Below are 25,042 nucleotides of genomic sequence, written 5' to 3' on the forward strand. Positions count from 1 at the left end.
CGCATCGGCTCAGGGCAGATCGAGATACTCCTCGAGCACCGGCCCTATGACCGCAAGGACCTCCGGCTCGATCATCTGGTTGTGCTCGCACTCGAGCTTCACTTCCCGGATTCGTCCGCTCACCCACTGCGCCCACTCCACGGGTGAGTGCTCCGCAGGTGACGACGCCGCAGTGAAGAACAGCAGATCCCCGTCGAACTGCTGCGGACGGAACTCGTTCATCAGTCTCGACGAGTTCGTGAACCCGAGGCTGATGCGCTCGAGGTGTTGTGGTGTGATCCCCGTCTTCTGCCCGAACGCCTCGTCGAGCAGTTCGACGGCGCGCTCGTAGGTGAGTTCTCCGTCTTCGCCCTCGGACTCGAGGTCGAGCCCGAGACCGTGCAGCAACTCGGACACGGTGAGGCTGTCCGGGGTGGCGTCGGCGTCACCGATCACGTAGCTGTCCATCAGGGCGAGGGTGGCGACGGATTCGCCCTCCCGCCGCAACTCCACCGCGATGGCCTGCGCGATGATGCCGCCGAGGGACCACCCGAGCAGGTGGTACGGCCCGGAACTCTGGATGCTCCGCATTTCGCGCACGTAGTGGTGGGCGAGCTCCTCGATCGAGTCGAAGGTCGGTCCTCCGCTGATGCTCGGCAACTGCAGGCCGTAGACGGGACGGTCCTGCGATAGGTGTTGCAGCAACCCGGCGTAACCCCACGAGAGCCCGATCCCGGGATGGATGCAGAACAGTGGAGGCGTCTCCCCCGTCGGTCGCAGCGGAATCACCACGCGCAGCGCCTCGTCGACGGCTGACTCGCCGCCGCCGTCGGTGTCGATCCGGCGCGCCAGTCCCGCCGGTGTCGGATCGAGGAACATCGACTGCAGCGGGATCCGCCGGCCGAGCCGTTCCTGGAGAACGGTGATGACGCGGGTCGCGACGATCGAGTTGCCGCCGAGGTCGAAGAAGCTGTCCGCCGTCCCGACCCGATCCACTCCGAGCACCTCCGCGAACGCCTCCACGACGACACGTTCGGTCTCGGTGTCGGGTGCGCGGAATGCGGCCGCGGTGGTCCCGAACTCCGGCGCCGGCAACGCCTTGCGGTCGAGCTTGCCCACCGGGGTCATCGGCACCTGATCGAGCACCACCACGGCCGAGGGAACCATATGGGCGGGCAGTCGCTCGGCCGCGTAGGTGCGCAGTTCCGCGGGATCGAGGTCGTGGCCGTCGACGGCGCGCACGTAGGCCGCGAGCAGGGTGTCTCCGGACGGCCCGGTGTGCCCGATCGTGGCCGCGAAGGCCACCGCCGGATGGCGGGCGAGAACGGCGTCGATCTCACCGAGTTCGATGCGGAAGCCCCGCACCTTCACCTGAAAGTCGGTGCGGCCGATGTACTCGACGGTGTGATCCCCGCGCCACCGCACCACGTCACCGGTCCGGTACATGCGCCGTCCGGGCTCGCCGAACGGGCAGGCCAGGAACCGTTCCGAGGTGAGGGCCGCGCGCTTGTGGTACCCCCGCGCCAATCCGGGCCCGGCGATGTACAGCTCACCGGGGACGCCCGCCGGGACGGGTTGCAGCCGCTCGTCCAGTACCAGGTACTCGAAGCCGATGGCGGGAGCACCGATGTTGACCACCCCACCGGGTCGCATCGGGGCGCTGACACTGGCCTGGATGCTCGTTTCCGTCGGACCGTACCCGTTGTGCATGCGGCGGTGGCGGCCCCAGACCTCGACCAGCTCGGGCGGGCACGCCTCGCCGGCCACGGCCAGCATCCGCAGCGTGTCGAGGTCGCGATCCTCCATCGAGGACAGCGCGGTCGGGGTGATGAACGCGTGAGTCACCTGTTCCCTGCGCAGCAGGTCCGCGAGTTCGTCGCCGCCGAAGATGGTCGGCGGGATGATCAGCAGCCGAGCCGAGGCGCCGAACGCCATCATCAGCTCGAACACCGAGGCGTCGAAGCTCGGCGACGCCAGGTGCGACACCGTCGAGTCGAGGGTGACCAGGAAACGCTCGTGCTCTTCCGCGGTGAGGTTGGCGATGCCCCGATGGGTGACGATGACGCCCTTGGGCTTGCCCGTCGAACCCGAGGTGTAGATCAGGTAGGCGGGATGCCCGAGGTGGAGGGGTCGCGTCCGGTCGGCGTCGGTGATCGGCTCCGAGGACACCACTGCCACCTGCTCCGCGAATTCCTCGTCGTCGAGCACCAGCCACGGGACGGATTCCGGCAGATTGTCCCGACGCTCGGCAACGGTGATCCCGACCGATGCCCGGCAGTCGGTGAGCATGTATTCGATGCGATCACGGGGATACGTCGGATCGACGGGCACGAACGCCGCGCCGGACTTGGCCACCGACCAGATCGACACCACCTCTTCGATGGAGCGCGGCATGCCCAGTGCGACGAACGTTTCCGGGCCCACACCGTGGGCCCTCAGGACCCGGGCCAGTCGGTTGGACCATTCGTCGAGTTCGCGGTAGCTGACGTGACGGTCCTCGAAGGTGAGGGCTGTCGCCTCGGGAGCGACGGCCGCCGCGGCGGCGAGGATGTCGGGCCACAGCTCTGGCCGGACCTCCGGCTTGCCGCGGGCTGGAGCCAACTCCTCCTGTTCCGCCTCGTCGAGGATGGGCAGGGTCCCGATGGACTGCTCGGGGTCGGCGGTAGCGGCGGCGAGGACGCGGACGAACCGGTCGGCGATCCTGCGGGCGGTTTCCTCGTCGAAGAGCGACACCGCGAAGTCGAGGCCACCGCTGATCCCGGCGGGGGCACCGGCCGAGTCGAACTGCTCGGCGAGGATGACCTCGAGGTCTTCCTTGACCACCCTCGTCTCGAGATCCACGCCCTCGACCCGCAGGTCCGGCAGCTCGAGCGACGCGCGCTCATTGTTCTGGAACTCGAGAGCCACCTGGAACAGCGGCGAGTAGGACGTGGACCTCCTCGGGTTCAACTCCTCCACCAACCGTTCGAATGGCAGGTCCGAGTGCGCGAACGCGGCGAGATCGCTTTCGCGGATCTGACGGACCAGCTCGGTGAACGTCGTCGCGGGATCGATGCGACTCCGCAAGACAAGCGTGTTGACGAACATGCCGACCATGTCGTCGAGAGCGGTTTCCCCGCGGCCGGCGACCGGTGTCCCGATGACGACGTCATCGGTGCTGCCCAGGCGAGCCAGGAGTACCACGAGGGCGGCATGGACCGCCATGAACATGGTGACGTTGTTCTCCCGGGCGAGCGCTGTCAACCGTCGGTGCAGGTCGGCGTCGATCGCGAACTCCACCCGATCGCCTTCGACACTCTGCTGAATGGGGCGTGGCCGGTCGGTCGGCAACTGGATGACGTCCGGCAGTCCGGCGAGAGTCTGTGACCAGAAGCGGAGCTGACGGTTGATCAGCGACGCCGGATCGTCCTCCGACCCGAGCACGGCGTGCTGCCACAGGGTGTAGTCGGCGTATTGCACCTGCAGCGGCGCCCACTGCGGACCGTCTCCTTCGAGCCGCGCGCCGTACGCGACCATGACGTCCCTCGCCAACGGGGCGAGGGAGAACCCGTCCGCACAGATGTGATGAACCACGATCGTGAGGACGTGATGGTCGGGATCGGTCCGGAAGAGGGCGGCGCGCACGGGCAGGTCGGTGCTGACGTCGAATCCGCGGGACACCAGCTCCCGCATGCGCGCCGGGAGCTCCTCCGCGGTCACCGTGGCGGTCGTGAATTCCGGCCGGACCAGCTCCGCCGGAAGTATCCGCTGGGTCGGTTCGTTGCCGACGGTCGGGAACACCGTGCGCAGCGTCTCGTGCCGCTCGAGCACGTCCGACATGGCCAACCGCAGCGCTTCCTCGTCGAGCCGTCCGGTGAGCCGCACCGCGAGCGGAATGTTGTAGGCGGGCGACGACGGATCGAACTGGTTGAGGAACCACATCCGCTTCTGCGCCAGGGACAGCGGAATCAGCTCGGGTCGCTCGACGGGGGCGAGCGGCGGGCGGGCACCCCCGCCGGGAACGGAACCCTCGCCGATCCGCTCGGCGAGCGATCGCACGTCGGGCGCTTCGAACAGTGCCCGAACTCCGATGTCGGTGTCGAGCGCATCACGGAGCCGGGCGGTGACGCGGGTCGCGACGAGGGAGTTGCCACCGAGGTCGAAGAAGTTGTCGTCGACGCCGATCCGCTCGAGTCCGAGGACGTCGGCGAAGATGTCCGCGATCGTCCGCTCGAGATCGGTGGACGGCGCGCGGAACTCCTTGGTGTGGACGTTGAGTTCCGGCGCCGGCAGCGCCGAACGATCCAGTTTGCCCACCGGTGTCAGCGGGATCTCGTCGAGGAACATGATGCTCGACGGCACCATGTGCGCGGGAAGCCGTGTGGACAGGTGCGCCGTCAACGCGGCCGGGTCGACCCCGCCTTCCGTCAGAGGCAGCAGGTAGGTGACCAGAACGGTGTCTCCGGACGGTCCGGGCACGCCGAGTGTGGCCGAGAAGCTGACGCCCGGGAAGGTGGCGATCTCGGCGTCGATCTCGCCGAGTTCGATGCGGAAGCCGCGGATCTTGACCTGGAAGTCGCTGCGCCCCACATACTCGACCGAGTGGTCGGCACGCCACCGGACGATGTCGCCGGTGCGGTACATCCGCTCCCCCGGCTCACCGTACGGGTTGGCGAGGAAGCGATGGCTGCTGAGCGCGGGCCGCTGGTGGTAGCCCCGCGCCAGGCCGGCGCCGGTGATGTACAGCTCGCCGGGCACACCCACCGCGACGGGCTGGAGCCGGGCGTCGAGGACGAGCTCCTCGACACCGCGGATGGGTCCGCCGATCGTGATCGGCTCGCCCACCGCCAACGGGTCGCTGATGTTGGCCATCACGGTGGTCTCCGTGGGGCCGTACCCATTGAACAGGTTGTGGCCGGGGGCCCACCGCGTCACCAGTTCCGGCGGGCACGCTTCCCCACCGACGGTCACGTGCTGGAACTCGTCGAGATCCGTGGGATCGACCGTGGCCAGAGCAGCCGTGGTCACGAAGGCGTGCGTGACGTGTTCGGCACGGATCAGTTCGGCCAGCTCGGCACCGCCGTAGACGGTCGGTGGGGCGATCACCATGGTTGCGCCGACGCCGAAGGCCTGCAGGTACTCGAAGATCGACCCGTCGAAGCTCGGAGTGGAGAAGTGCAGCGTGCGCGAGGTCTGGGTGGCCCCGAATCGCTGACGCTGATCCTCGGCGAAGTTGTCGAGTCCCTCGTGCGTGACCACGACGCCCTTCGGTTTACCGGTCGAACCCGACGTGTACACGATGTACGCAGCGTTGTCAAGGCTGATCGGCGACTTCCGATCCGAATCTGCCACGGGCAGAGCCGGTTTCGCCTGGCACGCCTTCTCGAACTTCGGGGAGTCGAGCAGCAGCCACGGCACCGTGTCGGGGAGGTCCTTCTCGTATGCCGTCGTGGTGAGTCCGATGGTGGCACCGGAATCGGTGAGCATGTGCTCGATGCGGTCGATCGGGTAGTTGGGGTCGACCGGGACGAAGGCTGCGCCCGTCTTGGCGACCGCCCAGACAGCGAGAACGGACTCGATGGACCGGGGAATTCCCAGCGCCACGAACGCCTCCGGGCCCGCGCCGCGCGCGATCAGAACACGCGCCAACTGGTTCGAACGCTCGTTCAGTTCGCGGTAGGACACGTTCCGGCCCTCGAAGGTGAGAGCCGTGCGGTTCGGATCGAGCGCGGCCGCGTCCTCGAAGATCTGTGGGAGGGTCCGGACCGAGAAACCGGGGCGCCCCCGCACCGGAGCGAACTCGGCGAGTTCGGACTCGGTGAGCAATTGCATGTGCGCCAGGGGGATCTCGGGCCGATCGGCGATGGCGGCGAGTACTCGCTGCAGGCGATCCGCGATCTCGTCGATCGCGCGCTCCTCGAACACCTCCGGCAGGTACTCGAATTTCAGGTTCAGTCGCTCGTCACCGGACGCAACCACGGCGAGCGGATAGTGCGCCGAGTCCTTGCCCCCGATACCCGTGACGAACATGCCGGCGATATCGGTGTGCTCGGTCAGCCCGTCCTTGTCCACCGGATACGACTCGAACACGGTCAGCGTGTCGAAGCCCGCCCCGAGCCCGGCCACCGACTGGATGTCGGTGAGCCCCACGTAATGGTGATCGAGCAATGCCGCCTGCTCGCTCTGGACGCGGGTGAGCAGCTCTCCCAACGGTTCCCGGGGGTTCAGCGCCACCCGGACCGGCAGGGTGTTGATGAACAGACCCACCATCGACTCGATGCCGGGGATCTCCGGCGGCCGGCCCGACACGGTTCCGCCGAACACCACATCGGTGCGTCCGATCAGTCCACCCAGCACGATGCCCCATGCCGTCTGCACGACCGTGTTGAGGGTCAGTCCGCGCTCACGGCTCAGCTCACGCAGGCGGGTGGTCTGTTCCTCCGACAGGGTGAAGGCGGTTTCCTCGGCCATCGCCGAATGCGCTTCGGCACGGTCCATCGGCGCGAGCAGCGTCGGTTCGTCCACTCCGTCGAGAGCGGCGCGCCACGCCGCGAGTGACTCGGTGATGTCGTGGCGTCGCATCCACGACAGGTAGTCGCGGTACGAGTGCACCCGCGGCAGCAGGCTGCCGTCGGCGTCGGTGGCGTACAGGGTAAGCAGGTCACGGATGACCAGCGGCGTCGACCAGCCGTCGAGCAGGATGTGGTGATTGGTCAGGACCAGCCGGTAGTCCTGGTCCGTGAGCCGGATCAGCGCGAGCCGCAGCAGCGGTGCCTGCGACATGTCGAACTTGACCGCCCTGTCTCGCTCCAGGATCCGGTCGTAGTCCCGCTCGGTCTCGGCCGGTTCCAGATCCGAGAGGTCGAACTCGGACCACGGCAGGACGACACCGTTCTGGATGATCTGGGCGGAGGCCCCCGCGCTGTCGTGGACGAATGCGGCCCGCAGGTTGGGATGCCGATCGAGCAGTGCCTGGCCGGCGCGGCGGATCCGGTCGGCATCGACCTGCCCGCGCAGTTCGAGGGTCAGCTGAACGAGATACGGGTCCACGGCGGCGTCGGAGAACTGCGCGTGGAACAGCAGGCCCGACTGCAGGGGTGACAGCGACCAGATGTCCGCGAGTGCCGGGAAGCGGTCCTCGAGGCGGTCGATCGCGGTCTGGTCGAGGCTGACGAGGTCGAGGTCGGACGGCGTCACCCCGCCCGAACCGGGCCGCGACACATGGACAGTCAACGCGGTGAGTGCCTGCACCCAGAGTTCGGCGAGTTCACGTACCTCCGCCTCGGTCAGGACACCGGCCGGGAACGCCCATGTCGCGCGCAACCGGTTTCCGTCGGCGGCGGCGTCGGTGACGGCGTTGATGTCGAGCACCGAGGCGACCGGGATGTCGGAGGCGGGAACGTCGTCGAGCTTGGTGTCGCTCACCGGAACCCACGGGTGTCCGTGGGTATCGGTCGACGTTGTCCCGCCCAGCCGTCCGAGGTAGTTGAACGTGACTTGAGGTTGGCGCAGCGCGCGCAGTTCTTCTGCAGTGTCCGGGTTCAGATACCGCAGCATGCCGTAGCCGATGCCGTGGTCGGGGATGGCGAGCAGTTGCTCCTTGATCGCCTTGATCGCCGAGCCGGCGGCCCGGCCACCGTCGAAGGCCTCGTCGAGGTCGATGCCCGACAGGTCCAGGCGCACCGGGAACATCGCGGTGAACCAACCGACGGTGCGGCCGAGGTCCGCACCCGGCAGCACCTGGTCTTCACGACCGTGGCCTTCGAGATTGACCAGTGACTGGGCCCAGCCTGCACCGTGGGTGCGCCGCGCCGACCGGGCACGCCACCGCGCCAGTGCCAGCGCCAGTCCCGCGAGCAGGCCGTCGTTGACTCCGCCGTGATATGCCTCGGGCACCTTCGTGAGAAGTGCGTCGGTCACGTCGGTGGGCACTTCGACGGTCAGCTTCTCCACGGTGCCCGCCACGTCGACGTCCGGGTCGAGTGGCCGCGACCCGATCAGCGGGTCGTCACCGCTGAGCACCTCGCGCCACAGGTCGAGTTCCCCGGCGCGGTCCACGGCAGCGCCGGCGAGACCGTGGGACCACCGGCGCATCGACGTACCGACCGGCTCGAGGACCGGTTCCTGGCCCGCGGAGAGCTGCGCCCACACGGTGGCCAGGTCGGGGACGAGGATCCGCCACGACACCCCGTCGACCACGAGGTGATGAGCGACCACCAGCAACCGTCCGCCGCCGTCACCGGCGTCGAACCACACCAGCTGCAACATGACACCGGCCACCGGGTCCAGTCGTCCCGCGGCCTCGTCGAGTTCGCGGGTGGCGATCTCGACGAAGGCGGAACCGGTCACCGCGGGCACCTCGACGCGGTGGAGGAACTCGCGGACGTCGACGGACCCGGGCCCGCGCACCTCGATACGCCACCGTGGTGCGGGCCCGGCCAGGCGGGCGCGCAGCATGTCGTGGTGATCGACGACCACCTGGACCGTGCGCTCGAGCATCGTGCGGTCGGTTGCCGGGGGCAGGGCGAGCAGCGCCGTCTGGGTGTAGCGGCGGAAGTCGCCGCCGCGTTCGAGCAGCCACGACGTGATGGGGGTGGTCGGCATGTCGCCCACCCCGCCACCGGGCAACTCCTCGAGGACGACCACGTCGGCAGCCCCGGCCCAGGACGCCACCTCGGCGAGGGTGGCCACCGTCTTGGCCTCGAACACGTCCCTCGGGGTGAGCACCACACCCGCAGCCTTGGCGCGGGCCACCAACTGGATCGACATGATGCTGTCACCGCCGAGCGCGAAGAACGAATCCTCCACACCCACCGAGTCCAGTCCGAGAACCTCGGCGAACAACGTGGCCAGCACCGTTTCCATTTCGGTGGTGGGTGCCCGGCTCGCGGACACCCGGGCGCCGAAGTCCGGTTCGGGCAGCGCGCGGCGGTCGAGCTTGCCGTTGCCGGTGAGCGGCAGGGCGTCGAGGACGACGAGGGTCGCGGGAACCATGTAGGACGTGAGCTGGGTGCCGAGGAATTCCAGCGCCGAGGACACCTCCACGGTGGACCCGGACTCGGGCACCACATATCCGATCAGCCTGTTGCCCCCGTGGCCGTCGTCGCGGGTCAGGACGACGGCCTGCGCGATCCCGCGGTAGCGGAGCAACGCCGACTCGATCTCACCGAGTTCGATGCGGAAACCGCGGATCTTGACCTGGAAGTCACTGCGGCCCAGGTATTCGAGTTGCCCCCCGGCGTTCCAGCGCGCCAGGTCGCCGGTCCGATACATCCGTGTGCCGGACCCGAGCGGGTCGGCGACGAACCGGGTGGAGCTGAGCGCCGCACGGCCGAGGTAGCCCCGGGTGACCTGCTCGCCGGACACGTACATTTCGCCGATGGTGCCCGGCGGTACGGGATGCAGGCGCCGGTCGAGCACGTGCACACGCAGCCCGGCGATGGCGCGTCCGATCACACTGGCCGAGGCCGACTCGGCGAACACGCGGTCGAGCCGCAGGTAGCTGACGTGAACGGTGGTCTCGGTGATGCCGTACATGTTGACCAGGGCCGGCGCGGAGTCGTCGTGCCGGGCATACCAGCGTCCCAGTTGACCGAGGTCGAGGGCCTCTCCACCGAAGATCACGTACCGCAACGCCAGTGCAGCTGCGGTCACGTCGATCTCCGAGACGATCCGGTCGGTCTCGGCCAGTTGGTAGAACGCAGTCGGCGTCTGGTTGAGGACCGTCACCTGCTCGTTGCGGAGCAGTTCGTGGAACATTTCCGGTGACCGGGCGGTGTAGTAGTCGACGACCACCAGTCGTCCGCCGTAGAGCAGCGGTCCCCACAACTCCCACACGGAGAAGTCGAAGGCATACGAGTGGAACATCGTCCAGACGTCGTTCTCGTCGAATCCGTACAGCGGCTGGGTGTTCGCGAAGAGGGTGAGCACGTTGCGGTGTGAGACGACCACACCCTTCGGGCGGCCCGTCGACCCGGAGGTGTAGATCACGTAGGCCACCGACGACGCATCGAGGGCGGTGACCCGATCGTCGTCCGTGATCGCCGCCGGTGACAGCCGGCCGAGATCGGCGTCGGTCTCGATGTCGTCGAGGAGGATGACGGGCGTCCCGGATTCCGGAAGCGCCGATGCGTCGCCGACGGTGGTGATCACACAGTTCGGTGCGGCGTCCTCGAAGACGAACGCCAGCCGGTCTGCGGGATAGGTGATGTCGACCGGAAGATATCCACCGCCCGACTTGATCACGGCGAGCAACGCGACGATCAGATCGCAGGTACGTGGAAGCGCTACCGCGACGAGGGTTTCCGGGCCGACTCCACGCGAGATGAGCAACCTCGCCAACCGGTTGGAGCGGTCGTCGAGCTCGCGGTACGTGTACGCCACGTCCTCGGAGGTGACCGCGGTGGCCTGGGGGAACCGGGCGACGGTCTGCGCGAAGCGGTCCGCCAGTGTGTCGTGACCGGCATCGACGCCGACGGTGTTCCACTCGGTCGCCATGGCGGCCCGTTCGGCGGCGTCGGTGAGTTCGATGTCACCGACGGGGCCGTGCGGATCGGCGGTCACCGCACCGAGGACCCGCAGGAACCGGTCAGCGATGGTGCGCACGGTTCCGGCGTCGAACAGGTCGGTGGCGTAGACGAACGCCGCGGTGATCCCGGCTGCGGTCCCCTCCTCGTCGAAGCGTTCCTCGACGCTGAGCTGCAGGTCGAATTTGGCCACCTCGAGGTCGAAATCGACTGCCGTAGCGGTCAATTCCGGAAGCTCGAGACGTGGGGTCTCGTTGTTGCGGAATTCGAGCAGCACCTGGAACAGCGGGGAATGCGCGGTGGACCGTTCCGGTGCCAGCACGTCGACCAACCGCTCGAACGGCACGTCCGAATGGTGGAATGCCGCGAGGTCGGTGGCCCGCACCTGATCGATGAGTTCGCCGAAGCCCCCGGCGGGGTCGACGGCGGCCCGCAGGACGAGGGTGTTGACGAACATGCCGACCATCTCGTCGAGTGCCGCCTCACCGCGACCGGCGATCGGTGTCCCCACCGCGATGTCCTCGGTGGACGACAACGCCGACAACAACACGGACAGGGCTGCGTGCACGGCCATGAACATGGTCGAGTTGTGTTTGCGCGCCAACGCAGACAGCGAACGGTGCAGCTCGGCCGGAATCGTGAAGTCGACCTGGGCGCCGCGGAACGACTGCTGAACCGGCCGGGCGCGGTCCGTGGGCAGCTGCAGGATCTCGGGCAGGTCCGCGAGCTGCTCTGTCCAGTACCGCAGTTGCTGGGAGATGAGGGACTCGGAGTCACTTTCGCTGCCGAGTTGTTCGAGCTGCCACAGCGTGTAGTCGGCGTACTGCACCGACAGGGGGCTCCACTGCGGTGCGCTACCCGCGATGCGGGCCGCGTAGGCCGCCATCACGTCCCTGGCGAGCGGAGTGAGTGAAAAGCCGTCGGCACAGATGTGGTGCACCACGATGACGAGCACGTGCTCGTCCGGCGCGAGAGCGAACAGTGCCGAACGAATCGGCACGTCGGCGGTCACGTCGAACCCTGCGGTCGCGAGCGCGGCAATGTGCTCGTGGAGTTCGCTGTCCGCCACGTCGGCAATCTCGAGATTCGGTGTCCACTGTCCGGGCGAGAGCACGACCTGCGTCGGTTCCCCATCGTGGGAGGGGAACACGGTGCGCAGCGATTCGTGCCGGACGAAGACGTCGGTGACGGCCGCGCGCAGCGACTCCACGTCCAGCCGTCCGGTCAGCCGCACCGCGAGCGGAATGTTGTACGCGGCGGACGAGGTGTCGAACTGGTTGAGGAACCACATGCGCTTCTGCGCGAGCGACACCGGCACGTGCTCCGGTCGCTGCCTCGGCTCGAGCGGAACCCTGGCATGGTCGCCGTCCCCGGCGGGGGCGAACGCGGTCGATTCGATCATGCGGGCGAGAGCGTGGATCGTCGGCGCCTCGAACAGGGTGCGCACTCCGATCTGGGTGTCCAACTCGGCGGTGAGCCGGGCGGCCACGCGGGTGGCGATGAGCGAGTTACCACCGATGTCGAAGAAGTTGTCGTCGATGCCGACCCGCTCGATCCCGAGGACGGTGGTGATGACGTCGGCGATGGTGTGCTCGAGCACCGTGGACGGCGGGCGGAACTCGTCCGTCGTCGGCAGGAACTGTGGTTCCGGTAGAGCCGCCCGGTCGAGCTTGCCCACCGGGGTCAACGGGATCTCGTCGAGAATCATGATGCTCGACGGAACCATGTGGGCGGGCAGCAGTTCCGCCGCCCACTGCTTCAGCTCCGGCGGCTCGAGTGTTGCGTCGGCCTCGGGCAGCACATAGGACACGAGTGCGGTGTCACCCGTCGGCCCCGGGCGCCCGAGAGTGACGGCGAACGCCACGGAGGGATGCCCGGCGAGGGCACTGTCGATGTCACCGAGTTCGATGCGGAAACCACGAACCTTGACCTGGAAGTCGCTGCGGCCGAGGTATTCCGCTGTTCGATCCGGACGCCAGCGCGCGAGGTCACCGGTACGGTACATGCGCTCGCCCGGCTCACCGAACGGATTCGCGATGAACCGTTCGCTGGTGAGCCCCGCCCGCGCATGGTAGCCGCGGGCAAGTCCTTCACCGCTGATGTACAGCTCCCCGGCGACACCGACGGGGACCGGCTGCAGCCAGGCGTCGAGGATGACCTCGGCGGTACCACGGATCGGTCCGCCGATCGTCACGGGCTCGCCGGCTTCCAGGGGATCACTGAGGTTGGCGACGATGGTGGACTCGGTGGGGCCGTAGGCGTTGAGCATATTTCGGCCCGGGGCCCAGCGCGTTACCAGTTCCGGCGGGACGGCCTCGCCCCCGACCGCCACGGTACGGAAGCCGTCGAGGCCTTCCGGGTCCACCGACGCCAGCGCGGCGGGAGTGATGAATCCGTGGGTGATGCCCTCGGACCGGATCAGTTCGGTCAGTTCGTCACCGCCGTAGACGGACGTCGGCACGATCACCATGGTCGCGCCGACCGCGAAGGTCATCAGGTAGTCGAGGACCGACGCGTCGAAGCTCGGCGACGAGAAGTGCATCGTCCTCGACGTGGAGTCGGTCCCGTACCGGGCGCGCTGTTCTTCGGCGAAGTTGTCGAGGCCACGGTGGCTGACCACCACACCCTTCGGGGTGCCCGTCGATCCCGAGGTGTAGATCATGTACGCCGGGTGCGCGAATCGCAGTGGCACGACACGCTCGTCGTCGGTGACCGGATCGGCCGACATCTCGGCTGCGGCAGTGACCGTCTCGGGGTCGTCGAGCGTCAACCACGTGGTCGTGGCGGCCGGCAACCGGCCGCGGTCCGCGTTCACGCACACACCGAACCTGCAGCCCGAATCGCCGAGCATGTGTTCGACTCGCTCACGCGGGTAGCCCGGATCGACCGGCACGAACGCTGCACCCGTCTTGGCGATCGCCCACACTGCGACGATCGATTCGAGGGCGCGCGAAATGCCCAGGGCGACGAAATCTTCCGGTCCGACACCGCGGCGGAGCAGCAGTCGCGCGAAGCGGTTGGACCGTTCGTCGAGTTCCCGGTAGGTCAACCGGCGGTGTGAGGCCACGACCGCGGTGGCGTCACCGGCCGCCGCGGCGGTCTCCGCGAACATCGCCGGCAGTGTCCGCACGGAACGGCCCGGCAGTCCCCGGACCGGAACCAGCGCGGTCTCCTCGGCCTCGGTGAGCAGCCGCAACTGTGCCAACCGCAGATTCGGCCGCTCGGCGAGTGCCATCAGGGCCCGGACCACTCTGTCACCGATGCGGGCGACGGCGTCACCGTCGAACAAGGTGGGAACGTACTCGAGTTTCAGTTGCAGGCGTTCGTGCGCGGAGGCGATCACCGCCAGCGGATAGTGCGCGGCGTTGGCGCGGTCGTGCACGTCGAGAACGTTCATGCCGGCGATGTCGGTGTTCTCGGTGAGGCCCGCCCGGTCCACCGGATACGATTCGAACACCGTCAGGGTGTCGAAAACGGCGCCGTCGCCGCCCACGCCCTGAATGTCGGTGAGCCCCAGATAGTGGTGATCGAGCAACGCCGCCTGCTCACTCTGAATGCGCTCGAGCAACTCCCCCAGCGTCTCCGACGGATCGAGCACGACGCGAACCGGCAGCGTGTTGATGAACAAGCCGATCATCGATTCGATTCCGGGGATCTGCGGGGGCCGGCCCGACACGGTGCCACCGAAGACCACATCGGTGCGGCCGGTCAAGCTGCCCAACACAATTCCCCATGCCGTGCGAATCAAGGTGCTCAGCGTGATGCCCCGCTCTCGGGCGAGCGCGCTGAGGAGTTCGGTGTCGTCGTCGTCGAGTTCGACGATCAGTTCACTCGATTCGTCGGTGCTCTGGGCGGCCGCGTCGGCCGGTGCGAGCAGGGTGGGTCCTTCCAGACCGGCAAGGGCGCGTGCCCAGACGCCGAGCGACTCCTCGGTGCTGCGATGCGACATCCAGGCGAGGTAGTCACGGTAAGGGTTCACCCGGGGCAGCGCGGCGGTGTCGCCCGCGGTGGCGTACAGCGTCAGCAGGTCGCGGATCAGCAACGGCATGGACCAGCCGTCGAGGAGGATGTGGTGGTTGGTGACCATCAAATGTTGTTCGTCCCCGCCCACCTGCATGAGCGTGAACCGGATGAGCGGCGGGGTGGACATGTCGAACCCACGTCGCCGGTCGGCGTCGGCGACGCGGTCCATCTCGGCTGCACGCGCGTCGGCGTCGAGACCGGACAGGTCGATCTCCGTCCACGGCAGCTCCACCTGCCGGGAAATCGCCTGGATCGGGGTGCCACCTTCGTCGTAGACGAACGATGCCCGCAGATTCGCGTGCCGGTCGAGCAGGGCCTGCCCCGCCAACCGCAGCCGCGCCGAATCCGCACCGCGGAGCTCGATCGTCATCTGCACGGTGTACGAATCGATCGACTCTTCGGCCAGGAGTGCGTGGAACAGCAGACCGGACTGCAACGGCGACAGCGACCAGATGTCGGACAGCGCGGGGAAGCGGGCCTCGACGCGGTCGATCGTGTCCTGGTCGAGGGACACCAGGTCCAGGTCCGACGGGGTGATTCCGCCGGCGTCGGGGCGGGACGCGTAGGTGGTGAGCGCGGTCAGCGCCTGCACCCACAGTTCCGCGAGTTCCCGCACCTCGGTCACGTCGAGTACACCCGCCGCGTAGGCCCACGTCGCGCGCAGCTGCGGGCGGTCCTCGACCTCGGTGGTGACGGCGTTGATGTCGATGGCGGAGGTGACGGGTGTGTCGAGGTCCTGGGCGCGGTCCATGTCGACTTCACCGGTCGGCGCCCACCCGGCGCGGGTCGCGGCCTCGGAGAGGTCGGCGGCGAACCGGCCCAGGTAGTTGAAGCTGATCTGAGGCAGCGAGCGATCCGCGAGCACGGGTCCGGTGTCGGGGTTCAGGTACCGCAGCATGCCGTAGCCCATGCCGTGGTCGGGGATGGCGAGCAGTTGCTCCTTGATCGCCTTGATCGCCGAGCCGGCGGCCCGGCCACCATCGAAGGCCTCGTCGAGGTCGATGCCCGACAGGTCCAGGCGCACCGGGAACATCGCCGTGAACCAGCCGACGGTGCGGCCGAGGTCGGCACCGGGGACCACCTGGTCTTCTCGCCCGTGGCCTTCGAGGCTGACGAGCGTGCCGTCGACGGGCCGCCCATGGGCACCGGTGACGAGCCGGGACCTGCGCCACTGTGTGACGGCCATCGCGAGTGCGGTGAGCAGCCCGTCGTTGACGCTGCCGTGGATCGCGTCCGGCACGGCGGTGAGGATCGCCTCGCTGACCTCGGCCGGCAGCTCGACGGTGATCCTGCCGACGGTGGCGTTCACATCGATGTTCGGATCGAGTGGTCGGCTACCGATCAGCGGGTCCTCGCAGTCGAGGATCCGCTGCCAGAGGTCGAGTTCGACGGCCCGCTCACCCGCCTGGTCCACCAGTCCGTGCGCCCAGCGCCGCATCGACGTGCCGACCGGCTCGAGGACCGGCTCCTGACCCGCCGAAACCTGCGCCCACGCCGTCGCGAGATCGGGCACCAGAATCCGCCACGACACCCCGTCGACCACCAGGTGGTGTGCGACCACGAGTAACCGGCCGCCGGCGTCACCGGCATCCAACCAGACCACCTGAAGCATCGAACCCGACGCCGGGTCGAGACGGTCCAGTGCCGCATCGAGTTCCGCGATGACGGCGCCGGCGAACTCGGAGGTGCCAGGAGCTGCGGACACGGGCACCCGACGCAGAATGTTGCGCGCGGCCACCGAGCCGACCGGGCACGCCTCGAGATGCGACTCGTCGGTCCCGACGATCAGCTGTGCCCGCAACATGTCGTGCCGGTCGAGTACAGCCTGGAACGTCTCGATCAACGGTTCGATCGCGCGCAGATTCGGGGGCGCGGTCAGCAACATCGACTGCGACATGCGGTTGAACTCGCCACCGCGCTCGAGGAGCCACGCGGTGATGGGGGTGGTCGGCATGGCACCGACGCCGCCACCGGGCAGCTCTTCGAGCACCACCACGTCGGAGTCGCCCACCCAGGACGCCACCGCCGCCAGCCCGGCCACCGTCTTGGCCTCGAACACGTCCCGTGGGGTCAGCACCACACCCGCCGACTTGGCGCGGGCCACCAATTGGATCGACATGATGCTGTCGCCGCCGAGTGCGAAGAACGAATCCTCCACGCCCACCGACTCGAGTCCGAGGACTTCGGCGAACAGGTCGGCCAGCACCGATTCCATCTCCGAGACCGGTGCGCGCCCCGACGACACGCGGGCGCCGAAGTCCGGCTCAGGCAGTGCCCGCCGATCCAGCTTGCCCGCCGGGGTCAGCGGCAGCGCGTCGAGAACGATCAACGCGGACGGCACCATGTAGGGCGCAAGGAAGCTGCCGACGAAGGTGAGGACGGCCTCCGGCTCGAGCTCGGCGCCGTTGGTCGGCACGACGTAGCCGACGAGCCGGTTCACCCCGGTACTGCCCTTGTGCGCCGACACCACCGAATGGGCCACGCCCGGGTAGCGGGCGAGGGCCGTCTCGATTTCGCCGAGCTCGATGCGGAAGCCGCGGATCTTCACCTGGAAGTCGCTGCGGCCCAGGTACTCCAGTTGTCCGTCGCGGTTCCACCGCGCCAGGTCACCGGTCCGGTACATCCGGGCGCCGAGGCCGCCGTACGGGTTGGCGACGAACCGCTCGGCCGTCGTGCCGGCCCGGTTCCGGTAGCCCCGCGCGAGTCCTGAACCGGTGACGTACAACTCGCCGGTCACCCCGTTCGGCACCGGGTGCAGCCGCGAATCGAGCACCATTTCGCCCGTACCCAGCGGCGGCCTGCCGATGGTGACGGGTTCGCCGGGCACCATCGGACCGGTCACGCTCGACACCACGGTCGCTTCGGTGGGGCCGTAAGCGTTGAACATCCGCCGGTCTGCGGTGACCCACTGCGCCACCAGCTCCTGCGGGCACACATCACCACCGGTCACGACACATTCGAGGTGATCGAGATTCACGGGTTCCACCGACGCCATCGCAGCAGGGGTGATGAACGCGTGGGTGACCCGGCCCTCACGAAGTACATCGGCGAGTTCGGCGCCGCCGATGACAGTCGAGGGCGCAATGACCATCGTCGCCCCGGACCCGACGGCGAGCAGCAGCTCGAGGATTGAGGCGTCGAAGCTCGGGGAGGAGAAGTGCAGGGTCCGCGAGGTCGCGGTGATGCCGAATCGGGTGCGTTCGTCCGTCGCGAAATTCGCCAGGCCCCGGTGGGTGACGGCGACGCCCTTCGGCATGCCGGTCGATCCTGACGTGTAGATCAGATACGCGGTGTTGTCCAAGGCGACGGGCAGCGTTCGGTCGGCATCGGTGACGGCAGCCGACGACTGTTCGGCCAGGTCGTCACCGAGCTCGTGTGCGTCCACGACCAGATAGTCGACGCATTCAGGAAGAGCGGACCGGAACTCGGTCACCGTCAGGGCCAGCTGCGCGCCCGAGTCGGTCAGCATGTGCACGATGCGGTCGGTCGGGTAATCCGGGTCCACCGGCACGAACGCGGCGCCGGTCTTGGCCACCGCCCACAGGGACAGAACCGATTCGACGGACCGGCCCATTGCCAGCGCCACCACCGATTCGGGGCCGACGCCGCGGCCGATCAGTAGGCGGGCCAGCCGGTTCGATCGCTGATCGAGATCCCGGTTCGACACCTCCCGACCCTGGTAGATCAGTGCGGCCGCCTCCGGATCCGTCGCTGCAGCGGCCGCGAGCAGTTCGGGAAGTGTGCGCAGCTCGGTGTCGGGTGCGTCCATCACCGGGGTGAGCGCGGCGCGCTCGGAGGCCACCATCAGCTCGATGTCCCCGACGGCGCGCTCCGGATCCGCCGTGGCGGCGTCGAAGATCCGCTGCAGGTAATCGGCGAAACCGGCGATCGTCGACGCGTCGAACAGACTCGCCGCGTACGTGAAGGCGGCCGAGATGCCCGCCGGCTCCCCCGACACCCCGAACTCCTCCGTCAGGGTCAGCTGGAGATCGAAATTGGAGATGTCGGTGGCGAGGTCGAGCCCCGTGACGGTCAGCCCGGGCAGCTCGAGACGTGGCCGCTCGTTGTTGCGGAACTCGAGTACCACCTGGAACAGCGGTGAATGCGACGTCGCACGTTCGGGCGAGATGGCGTCCACCAGTCGCTCGAACGGGAGGTCCGAGTGATGGAAAGCGCTGAGGTCGGTATCGCGGACTTTGGCCAGGAGTTCGGAGAAGGAGCAACCCGGCTTCACCGGGGTGCGTAGCACGAGGGTGTTGACGAACATGCCCACCATGTCGTCGAGGGCAGCGTCACCACGACCGGCGATCGGCGTTCCCACCGCGACGTCATCGGTGTCGCCGAGCCGGGCGAGCAGGACGGCCAGGGCCGCGTGCACTGCCATGAAGACACTCGAATTGTGTTCTCTCGCTGTGGTGATCAACCGGCTGTGCACCTGGGGGTCGATGCTGAACGAGTGGACACCACCGCGGAAGGACTGCTGGGTCGGCCGTGGACGGTCCGTGGGCAGCGCCAGCAACTCCGGAAGTCCGGCGAGGGTTCGGGTCCAGTAGTCGAGCTGGGCGGCGAGCAGACTGTCCGGGTCGTCGGCGCTGCCGAGCACCCGGTGCTGCCAGAGCGCGAAGTCGGCGTACTGCACGGTCAGTGGCGCCCAGTCGGGTGCCTGGCCACCGGTGCGGGCGGCGTACGCGGTCATCACGTCCCGGGCGAGGGGCGCCATCGAGAAGCCGTCCGCGCTGATGTGATGCACGACGATGACCAGCACGTGGTCCTCGGGTGCGGTGCAGAACAGGGCCGCGCGCACCGGCACCGCGACCGTCACATCGAATCCGGCGCCGGCCAGACGCGCAATGTGTTGCGGGAGGTCGTCTTCCGATGTTTCGACGGGGGTGAGATCCGGCACCACGTCCTCGGTGTCGAGGACGACCTGGACGGGTTCGCCGTCGACCATCGGGAAGCGGGTGCGCAGCGACTCGTGCCGTTCCAGGACGTCGGCGACGGCGTCCTGCATGGCGTCGTCGTCGAGGTCACCGGTCAGTCGCACCGCGAGCGCGATGTTGTAGGCGGGCGAATCGATGTCGAACTGGTTGATGAACCACATGCGCTTCTGCGCCAGCGACACCGGCACCCGCTCCGGCCGATCGCCGGCGACCAGCGGTGGACGCTCGGCGTTGTGGACGGCCTCGGACTCGATCCGCGTGGCCAGCGTGGCGACGCTCGGGGCGTCGAAGATTTCCCGGACACCGATGCGGCTGCCCAGTGCCGCATTGACCCGAGCCACCAACCGTGTGGCCACCAGGGAGTTGCCGCCGAGGTCGAAGAAGCTGTCGTACACGCCGATCCGCGGTGCTCCGAGGAGGTCCGCGAAAATTGAGGCGAGGATCTCCTCGATCGGATTGCGTGGAGTCACGAATTCGGTTGACGGGCTCAAGAACTCCGGCTCTGGTAACGCACCGCGATCCAACTTGCCGGTGGCGCCGAGGGGGAACCGGTCGAGCACCATGATGCGGGTGGGCACCATGTACGCAGGCAGCGACTCGGCCGCGGTGTCGCGAATGTCGGCGGTGTCGATCTCCACGCCGGCCACCGGGATCACATAACCGACCAGGCTCTCCCCCGTCGCCTCGCTGCGATGCACGGTCACCACGGCCTGCGCCACCGACGGATGCGCCAGCAGCGCGGCCTCCACCTCGCCGAGCTCGATCCGCTGTCCGCGCAGCTTCACCTGGAAGTCGCGCCGGCCGATGTACTCGACGTTGCCGTCGGCACGCCACCGGACGATGTCGCCGGTGCGGTACATGCGCTGACCAGGCTCGCCGAACGGGTTGGCCACGAAGCGGTCGGAGGTGAGGTCGGGACGCCCGACATATCCGCGGGCCAATTGGACACCGGCCAGGTACAGCTCACCGTGTACGCCGACCGGCACCGGATGCAGGCGGGCGTCGAGGACGTAGAGCTGGGTGTTCCACACCGGGGCACCGATCGGCACCGACACCCGGTCGGCCTCGGTGCATTCCCAATAGGTGACGTCGACGGCGGCTTCCGTCGGGCCGTACAGGTTGTGCAGCGCCGCCGTTCCGAAGTCCCGGAAGGCGTCGGCCGTGGCAGGCGGGAGCGCCTCACCGCTGCAGAACACCTGGCGCAGCGAACCGCACAGGTCGGGCTCCGCGCCCGCGGTGAACACGGCGAGCATCGACGGCACGAAGTGCATGGTCGTGACCTGATGGTCGGCGATCACGTGTGACAGATACGTGGGGTCGCGGTGACCGTCCGGCGCCGCGAGCACCAGCCGGGCTCCGACCTCGAGCGGCCAGAACAGTTCCCACACCGACACGTCGAATGTGACGGGTGTCTTCTGCAGCACCACGTCCGTGTGGTCCAGGTGATAGGTGTCCTGCATCCACAGCAACCGATTCGCGATGGCCCGGTGGCTCACCGCAACGCCCTTGGGCCTACCGGTGGAACCGGAGGTGTAGATCACGTAGGCCGTCGAATCGGGATGGATGGATCCGCCCCGCTCGGCGTCGGTGATCGGTGTGCTCGTCCGGGCCGCCAGGTTGAGGGTGTCGATTTCGATCGCGGAGCTCCCGGCTTCGCTCATGAGCCCTTCGGAGCGATCACGGGCCGAGGTGAGGACACACGTCGGCGCGGCGTTGTCGAGGACGTAGGCGATACGCGACGCCGGATGGTCGGGATCGAGGGGAACGTAGGCGGCCCCGGTCTTCTCGACCGCATAGATGGCGATCATCAATTCGAGCGAACGCCGCAACGACACGGCCACCCGGGATTCCGGACCGACGCCGCGGGCGAGGAGTTCGCGGGCGAGCCGGTTGGCGCGGGCATCGAACTCCGCGTACAGCAATTCGTCTTCCCCGAACACCACTGCCACCGCGTCCGGCGTGCGCCGCACCTGGGCCTCGAAGAGGCTGACCAGGGTGGCCGAGGACGGTACGACGGTGGTGGTGTCGTTCCACTCCTGCAGGATCCGGCGGTTCTCGTCGGGGCCGCTCAACTCGATGTCGCCGACCTTCGCCTCGGCGTGGGTAGTGACGGTGTCGAGCAGCGTGACGAACCGTTCCGCGAGGGCGGCCATCGTGGACGGCTCGAACAGCTCTGCGGCGTAGGAGAATTGGGCGTCGATCGGGCCGGGTGCGCCGGAACTCTCGATGTGCTCGGTGAGGATCACCTGCAGGTCGAATTTGGCGGCACCGGTCTCGAGCCCCTGGACTTCCACCTCGAGCCCGGAAAGCTCGAGCCGGGTGTCCGCGAAGCCCTGGAGCACGAGCATCACCTGGAACAGCGGCGAATGGGCTTCGGAGCGTGCCGGTTTCAGCTCGTCGACCAGTAGCTCGTACGGCAGGTCGGTGTTACTGAAGGCGGCGAGGTCGGCGGTCCGGGTGCGGGTGAGGATTTCGGGGAAGCTGCTTTCCGGATCGACCTCGGTGCGCAGAACCACGGTGTTGACGAACATGCCGACGACGTCGTCGAGTTGCCGCTCGCCGCGACCCGACACCGGGGAGCCGATGGATACATCGGACGATCCGCTCGACCGGGAGAGCAGCACCGCGAGGGCGGCGTGCACCACCATGAACAGGCTGGCGTCGTGGGCGCCGGCGATGTCGAGCAGGGCGGCGTGCAGACGTGCCGGGATGGTGAAATCCGTTGTACCGCCGACCATCGACTGCCGTGCCGGGCGCGGCCGGTCGGTGGGCAGATCCAGCACCTCCGGGGCGCCGTCGAGAGTGCGGGCCCAGAACGACAGCTGCCGGGACAGCACGCTGGTGGGATCGTCGGCGGAGCCGAGCAGCTCCCGCTGCCACACGGAGAAATCGGCGTACTGCACCTCGAGCGGCGCCCACTGCGGGACCTCACCGGCGGCGCGGGCGTGGTAGGCCACCATGACGTCCCGCGTCAGCGGAGTCATCGACAGTCCGTCGGCCGCGATGTGGTGGACCACGAAGACCAGCGCATGATCCTCGGTCGCCGTCCGGCACAGCTTGGCGCGGATCGGCGGCTGCACGGTCACATCGAACCCGGTCGCCGCCTCAGCGAGCAGATGGATGTCGAGCTCGTCGGGAGCTACCTCGACCGCGTCGAGGTCCGGGCTGACGTCCGCGACCGGCAGCACCACCTGCAACGGCCCGTTCGGGGTATTGGGGAAGACGGTCCGCAGCGACTCGTGCCGTTCGAGGACGTCACGCACCGCGGCACGCAATGCCTCCACGTCGAGGGTGCCGCGCAACCGGATGGCCACCGGAATGTTGTAGGCCGGGGATGCGGTGTCGAGCTGGTTGATGAACCACATCCGCTGCTGCGCCAGCGACACCGGCACCGGGCCGGCAGTGGTGCGCGGCGCCAGCGGCGGGCGTGCCGACGTGCGGGGCCCGAGGGCATCGATGCGGGCACTGAGCAGCGCCACGCTCGGCGCCTCGAACAGGTCCAGCACCCCGATCTCCGTGCCGAGTGCCGTGTTGACCCGGGAGACCACCCGGGTGGCGACCAGTGAATCACCGCCCAGGTCGAAGAAGCTGTCGTCGACGCCGACTCGTTCGATGCCCAGCAGGTCCGCGAACACCTCCGCGACCCGTATCTCCGTATAAGTTCCCGGCGCCCGGTACACCGTGGAGGTGGCCTCGAAGTGCGGTTCCGGCAACGCCTTCCGGTCGAGCTTGCCGGCCGGGGTCAGCGGGACCTCGGCGAGCACCATGATGCGTGCGGGCACCATGTGCGGCGGCAGCACGGCCGCCGCGTGTTCGAGGACGTTCTCGACGACGAGTTCGGCGCCGACCTCGGGCAGCACATACGTCACCAGCACCGTGTCCCCGGAGGGGGCGGTGCGCCCGACCGTGGTCGCGAACGCGACGGCGGGATGCGACCGTACGACGGCGTCGATCTCACCGAGTTCGATGCGGAAGCCACGGATCTTCACCTGGAAGTCGGTGCGGCCCAAGTATTCCAGTTCGCCGCGAAGGTTCCACCGCGCCAGGTCGCCGGTGCGGTACATCCGCTGTCCCGGTGCCCCGTGCGGGTCGGCGACGAACCGTTCGGCCGTCGGGATCGGCCGGTTGTGGTACCCCCGTGCCACACCGTGACCGGTGATGTACAACTCGCCCGGCACCCCCTTGGGGACGGGATGCAGGCGTGCGTCGAGCACCAGCAGGTCGACACCGCGGGACGGCCGGCCGATGGTGACAGGCTCCCCCACGACCAGCGGTCCGGCGACACTGGCCACCACCGTGGCCTCGGTCGGCCCGTACGCGTTGAACATCACCCGGCCCGGTGCCCACTGCTCCACCAGGGCGGGAGGACAACTCTCCCCGCCGGTCACGACACACCGGATCGAGTCGAGACCGCCGGGGTCGACCGACGCCAGCGCCGCCGGGGTGACGAAGGCATGCGTCACCTGCTCTCGCCGGAGCAGGTCCGCGAGTTCGCTGCCGCCGTACACCGTGGAGGGGGCGACCACCATGGTCGCTCCACCACCGACCGCCAGCAGAAGTTCGAGAATGGAGGCGTCGAAACTCGGCGACGAGAAGTGCAGGGTGCGGGACTCCGGTGTGACACCGAACCGTGCGCGTTGGTCGGCAGCGAAGTTGGCCAGCCCGACATGGGTGACGACGACACCCTTGGGGGTGCCGGTGGAGCCGGAGGTGTAGATGAGATAGGCCGGGTCGGCCAACCGCAGCGGCCGGAGACGGTCCGCGTCGGTGACGGGGCCGGGCGGCTGGTCGGCCAGTGCCTGCCCGAACTCGGGGTCGTCCATCACCAGCCACGGTGCCGTCTGCGGTAGGGCGTCGTGATGTGCGGTGACGGTGAGTCCGACGAGGGCGCCGGAGTCGGTCAGCATGTGCTCGATGCGGTCGGGCGGATAGTGCGGATCGACCGGCACGAAGGCGGCGCCGGACTTCGCGACCGCCCAGGTGGCCAGCACCGATTCGATCGACCGCGCAATCGCCAGTGCCACGACCGTGCCTGGCCCCACACCGCGGCGGGTCAGCATTCGCGCGAGGCGGTCGGACTGCTCGTCGAGTTCCGGATAGGTCAGCGTGCGGCCTTCGAAGACCAGCGCCACACCGTCGCTTCCCGTCTCCACCGCGTGCCGCAGCAACGCAGGCAGAGTCCGCGGCTCCACGGAGGTGTCGCCGCGAACGGGACTCAACTCCGCGTATTCGGCGGGCTCGAGCAGGGCGACGTCCCCGATCGGCGCCGCCGGATCGGTCGTCACCGCCCGCAAGATGCGAACGAAACGCCCCGCCAGCGCCTCGGCACTGCTGCGATCCCACACGTCCGTTGCGTACAGCACACGGCCGTCGATGCCGCCGCCCGATTCGGATTCGGTGAGCGAGAAGACGAGATCGAGACCCAGCGGCCGGTGTTCGCGCTCGATGGGATCGATGCGCACGTCCCCGGCTGTGTCGTGCGGGTGACCGCCGTCTGTGAACTCGAGCATCACCTGGATTCCCTCCGGGTCGGGACGGTGTTGCTGACTGTTGCTGTAGGTGATCCATTCCTTCGGTGGGCAACGGGTTCTCACC

General features: G+C 68.3%; 1 protein-coding gene. It reads right to left on the reverse strand.

What is annotated here, in order from left to right; translation table 11 throughout:
• Positions 1–9: 9 nt before the first annotated feature.
• Positions 10–24,957, reverse strand: a complete 24,948-nt coding sequence (locus tag R4P95_RS10935; protein ID WP_411567405.1) for a non-ribosomal peptide synthase/polyketide synthase — start codon at positions 24,955–24,957, stop codon at positions 10–12.
• Between the last annotated feature and the right edge of the window lie 85 nt (positions 24,958–25,042).

Origin of the sequence: Rhodococcus sp. IEGM 27 (genome assembly GCF_033142305.1) — a bacterium.
Classification (GTDB): Bacteria; Actinomycetota; Actinomycetes; order Mycobacteriales; family Mycobacteriaceae; genus Rhodococcus_F; species Rhodococcus_F oxybenzonivorans.

Bases quoted from the DNA above. Each gene is read 5' to 3' on its own strand.
- R4P95_RS10935 (WP_411567405.1), bottom strand. From the start codon at position 24,957: ATGCTCGAGTTCACAGACGGCGGTCACCCGCACGACACAGCCGGGGAC.